3 protein-coding genes are annotated in these 4,995 nt (G+C 56.6%); 2 read left to right on the top strand and 1 reads right to left on the bottom strand.

Annotated features, from left to right (window positions below; genetic code table 11):
• Nucleotides 1-1,568: alpha-glucosidase (locus P1U55_RS15720; protein ID WP_301048584.1), on the bottom strand; the 1,568-nt coding region annotated here is incomplete at its 3' end.
• Nucleotides 1,569-1,985: 417 nt separating this feature from the next.
• Between P1U55_RS15720 and P1U55_RS15715 the strand changes: the two genes are divergently transcribed.
• Together P1U55_RS15715 and P1U55_RS15710 are read left to right on the top strand one after the other, a co-directional pair.
• Entirely contained in the window at nucleotides 1,986-3,692 is a 1,707-nt protein-coding gene (locus P1U55_RS15715) for a DUF6531 domain-containing protein (RefSeq protein ID WP_301048583.1), read from the top strand.
• A gap of 12 nt (nucleotides 3,693-3,704) precedes the next feature.
• Nucleotides 3,705-4,995 (top strand): AAA family ATPase (locus P1U55_RS15710; RefSeq protein WP_301048582.1); only part of this gene is annotated, 1,291 nt, incomplete at its 3' end.

Here is a 4,995-nt window from a genome sequence, read left to right as displayed (position 1 = left end):
CCGTTGCCGCCAAGGGTGAGGCTGGCGTTGCCAAGCTCTGCCGCATTGGAAAAAGCAAGCTCTGCCGTGCCGCTGATCTTCAGCTTTTGTGGCTTTGGCGAAAGGTTGAACACGCAGGTCAGCGCCTCTTCTTTGGCGCTGCGGGTGAAGGCGAGGATCGGCTCGGGCAGGGAGATGAAGGTGGTTGTGCCATGGCTGAGGGCCGGGCTGGCCTTTCGGCGGGCGATGGCGGCCTTGTAGAAGGCGAGGATGCTGTTGCCCCCCTGTTGATCAACCGCTTTTGCCGCCTGCGGGGCCTTCACCGGAAGCCATGGGGTGCCGGTGGAAAAGCCTGCGTTGGGGGCGTTTTTCTCCCAAACCATCGGGGTGCGGCAGCCATCACGCCCCTTCACGGCGGGCCAGAAGCGGATGGCGGGCGGGTCTGTCAGCTCTTCGAATGTGAGCTCGGTTTCGGTTTGGCCCAGCTCCTCGCCCTGGTAGATGCCGATTGTCCCCTCGAATGACATGAGCATCGCGCAGGCCAGCCGAGCCATGGCATCCTCTGACACCGCAAATTCCGCCCAGCGGCTCACCTGGCGGGGCACGTCATGGTTGCTGAACGACCAATAGGGGTGCCCATCGGGCGCGCCTAGCTGAAAACCTTCGATACAGTTGCGAAAGTGCTCGGCGGTGAAATCAGGCCCAAGCATCGCAAAGGAGTAGGCCATGTGAAGGCGATGGGTGCCTTCGGTGTATTCGCCCATGATCTCGATCGAGCGGTGGCCCATTTCGCCCACCTCGCCAACCATCATGATCTCTGGGTACCGATCGGTGAGGGCGCGCAGCCGTTCCAGAAAGCCAAGGTTCTCTGGCCGGGTCTTGTTGTAGATGTTGTTTTGCATCCCGTAGAGATCTGTTGCCATGACCTGCGGTTTGGCCTGCGCGGGTGGGTTTGAGCGCAGCTTCCGGTCGTGGAAATAGTAGTTCACCGTGTCGAGGCGAAAGCCATCGAGGCCCCGGTCGAGCCAGAATTTGCAGGTGTCGAGGATGGCATCCACCACATCGGGGTTATGGAAGTTCAGGTCAGGCTGGGAGGCGAGGAAATTGTGCAGGTAATACTGCCCGCGCTGGGGATCAAACTCCCACGCGGGGCCGCCAAAATGGCTGTGCCAATTGGTGGGCGGCGAGCCATCTGGCAGGGGATCGGCCCAAACATACCAATCGGCCTTGTCATTAGTGCGATCAAGCCGGGACTGGGCAAACCATGCATGCCTTTCCGAGGTATGTGAGAGCACCTGATCGACGATCACCTTGAGGCCGCGCGCATGGGCGGCTGCGATTAGCGCATCAAAATCGGCCATGTCTCCGAACAGCGGATCGACCGCCAGATAATCGGATACATCATACCCCATATCGGCCTGCGGGGAGGCGAAGATCGGCGACAGCCAGATGCAATCGGCCCCAAGATCGGCGATGTGATCGAGGCGGCGGGTGATGCCTTTCAGATCGCCGACACCATCGCCATTGTCGTCTTGGTAAGACCGGGGATAGACCTGATAGACAACGGCGCTGCGCCACCATTCCTGCATGAGCGGACTCCTGTGCTGCAGGTTACAGTAGCAGCGGGCGGGGGGATTGGAAGGGTCCGATACCGCGGCGGGCTTTGGTGCGGGCAAGAGGGGCCGCTGGATGCGTCCTTGCAGCACGATATTCATCTGAGCCTTCCCTGAAATGCTGAAGGTGCCAAATTCCGACACCAAACAAGATGGGGCGACGGGAGCACGACCGTTACTTCGAGCGTAATTGCGTGCAAAGCCTTGGCCGGATCGGGGCTGGGCAAACTGCGCGGCGTCACGAAAACGGTGAGCGGTAGGTCGAAACACGGCGGCGGCTTGATGCTTGCCTTCGCGAAGGCTTTTCGGGCGGTCTGGGGGCTTGATCTATGCCGGAGACTTGACCTAACTTCGCCGGGATACTGATTTTTCATCAAGTCATTCGAGGACCAAATGCGTAATTTTCCACGCTTTTCCGCGCAAAACTCAAGACTGCGTTTTGTACTGGGTTGGATTGGGTTTGCGACCGTGATTGCAATGGCGATGCCGTTGCACGCGGGCGTGAATATGAAAAACGGTAATTTCTACATTACTTACACTGATGTTGTGTTTTCAAATTCCGAATTTGAAATAAGTCGAACGTATAATTCGAAGAGCTCGAAAAGCCTCAGCTTTGGCGTGGGCTGGGGCACGCGGTATGAAACGTCGCTCTCGGTGACGGGTGTTGGATCGGTGTCTTTGATAGAACACGGGTCTGGTGCCCAACGGAGTTATCATCCGTCTGAGTTAAGTGCGGATGATGTTGAAAAACTCACCGAAGAGGTGCTTGCCGCAATGGAAGGCGAAGGCTGGCTCAAATCGGACGATGAAGCGCAAAGGCTTCGCAGCAGGTTTGGGGGCGATGTTGACCTGCTGACCAGCGTATATAAGAACCTTGTTGATAGTGGTCTTTTGCCGCCGAAAGATATTGCGATCGGCCAGCGGCTGACCTCGACCCAGACGGTGAATGCCGAAGTGATCCGGGAGCCTGTTGGGTTTTACCGGCGTGGGGAATCAGGCCACGAGCGGTTTTCTCTAGATGGCAGAATTGTTGAGAAATTTGATCGCTACGGGGTCGGGTATCGGCTCAAGCGGAATGTGGATGGGCATTTTCGCGAAATTCTCTTTTCGGATGGAAATAGCCTATTGGTGGAAACCAACGCGAGCGGGTGGATCACCCGCCTGAAAATGGAGGGCGGCGAGGCGGTCTATACCTATGATGCCGAGGGAAACCTGGTGCAGGCGATCAATATGGCGGGGGGCACCTATGGCTACGAGTATGACGAAAATCACAATATGCGATTTATTCGCTATGCGGACGGGAGTTCTTTTGAGATCGGATACCACGAAGGCACCCAGTTTGTTGCCTATACGGTTGCGCGGGACGGCACGTATGTGACCTATGATTATGGGGATTATGAGATAACGGAACCGGGGATCGAATCTCATTATTATACGACGAAAATGGAATATCGGTCTGTCGGGTCAGAGACGCCCCTGAGCGAGGAAACCGTCAGCTATAAGGAGGGTATCAACAAATACGGTGGTAAATATACCGCCGGATATACGCGGACTATTGATGGAGTCACCACTGAAACGCGCTATCACCCCTGTGGAATGCCCACGTTGAAGCGGCGTGGCAATATGGCATCGGAATTTGACTACGATGATCAATGCCGGCTGATACGCAAGAAAACAGCGAACGAAGAAGTTCATCTGGAATATGATCCGCGCAGCCAAAAGATATCTCGGATCAGGGATATGGATTTGCGCCGGAAGCAAGAGCTAGTTAGTGATTTCCAATATGACATCAAGGGCAATCTCATTTTTGCGCAGAACTCCAAAGGGGGTTCGGCGAGCTTGAGCTACAATGCCGAGGGCCAGATCATCCGCCTGACCGACCAGCACGACCGGGTGCTGACCTTTACCTACGGTGAGATCGGAAAACCAACAAGGATAGAGATTGAAGGCGTCGGCGCGATAGATGTTTCTTATGGCGCAAACGGTGAAATCGACAATGTTAACAGTGCACAAGGGCATGAAGCTGCATTGCGCGTGACGCAGAGCTTTCAGTCGTTGCTTGCCTTGGTCAAGCCTGCGGGCGTTGATTTCAACCTTTGATAGAAAGACACTATGGCTGACATTGACGAGACTGCGGGCCGCCCCGAGATCAAGATTTTTCTGTCGTCGCCTGGCGATGTGAACGAAGAACGCATTCTGGCCGACCGGGTCATGAAGCGGCTGGCGGAACGGTACGCATCGGTGGCGCATTTGGTGCCGATCGTGTGGGAACATGAGCCGCTTTTGGCGACGGCCACATTTCAGGACCAAATTGAAAAGCCCTCGACCACCGATATTGTGATCTGCATTTTGTGGTCACGATTGGGCACCCGTTTGCCCGCGCATATCCAGCGAGACGACGGCAGCCGATATGACAGCGGCACCGAATTTGAATTTGAAGACGCATGGGATGCTATCCAACGCACGGGTCGCCCGGACCTGTTGGTTTATCGCAAAATGGCGGAACCCTATATCAGCCTCGCGAATGACCACGACGCCGAAGAGCGGCTTCACCAGAAACGCGCTTTGGATGGATTTATCCAGAAATGGTTTCACGATCAGGATGGCTCGCTATTGGCGGCGTTCCATGGCTTTTCTGATTCTGCCGAGTTTGAAGAGGCTTTCGAGATTCATCTCGACAAACTGATTGCGCGCCGTCTCGATGAACTGGGCGTGGTATTTACCAACCATAGCGGCGCTGTCGAGACGTCTGGCGGCCCCCGTTGGGAGGGCTCTCCCTTTCGCGGTTTGGAGAGCTTCGAGTTTGCCCATGCTCCTATCTTTTATGGGCGCACCCAGGCAATTTCCAAGGTTCTGAAGGCGCTTCGCGGGCAAGCGGCATCGGGACAGAGTTTTGTGATGGTGCTTGGGCGCTCGGGTGGCGGGAAATCCAGCCTCGTGCGCGCGGGTGTGCTGCCCTTGTTGGTGGAGCCGGGGGTTGTTGAAGGCGTGGGCCTGTGGCGCCGGGCGGTGTTCAGGCCCAGCGATGCCAGCGGCAATCTGGTGGAGGCCTTCGCCAAAGCCCTGACCAACGAAACCGCCTTACCGGAGTTGCTGAGCGACGGAACCACTGTGGCTGAGTTGGCTGATCTTTTGAGCACCACGCCGCAAGGGGCGGACCTTTTGCTGAAAGGGGCTTTGTCGGAGGCGGCGCAAAAGGCGGCTTTTGATCTGGCTGAAGAGGCTGAGGCTTTGGCGCGAAAAAGCCATGTGTCCGAGGCAGAACGCGCCAAGAGGAAGCAGGATGTACTGGGCAATCCACCGCAGGCCAAACTGGCGCTATTGGTGGACCAACTCGAAGAGCTTTTCACCGATGAGCACTTGGCGGCGGCAGAACGGCAGGCCTTTTTGCAGGCGATTGCCG

This window comes from Vannielia sp., from assembly GCF_029212645.1.
Taxonomy (GTDB): domain Bacteria; phylum Pseudomonadota; class Alphaproteobacteria; order Rhodobacterales; family Rhodobacteraceae; genus Vannielia.
The sequence above is the reverse complement of the archived record's forward strand: the minus strand, read 5'-3'. Positions and strand labels throughout refer to the sequence as shown.

Excerpts from the sequence above, each read along its gene's own strand:
- P1U55_RS15715 (WP_301048583.1), top strand. The coding sequence starts at position 1,986 with ATGCGTAATTTTCCACGCTTTTCCGCGCAAAACTCAAGACTGCGTTTT.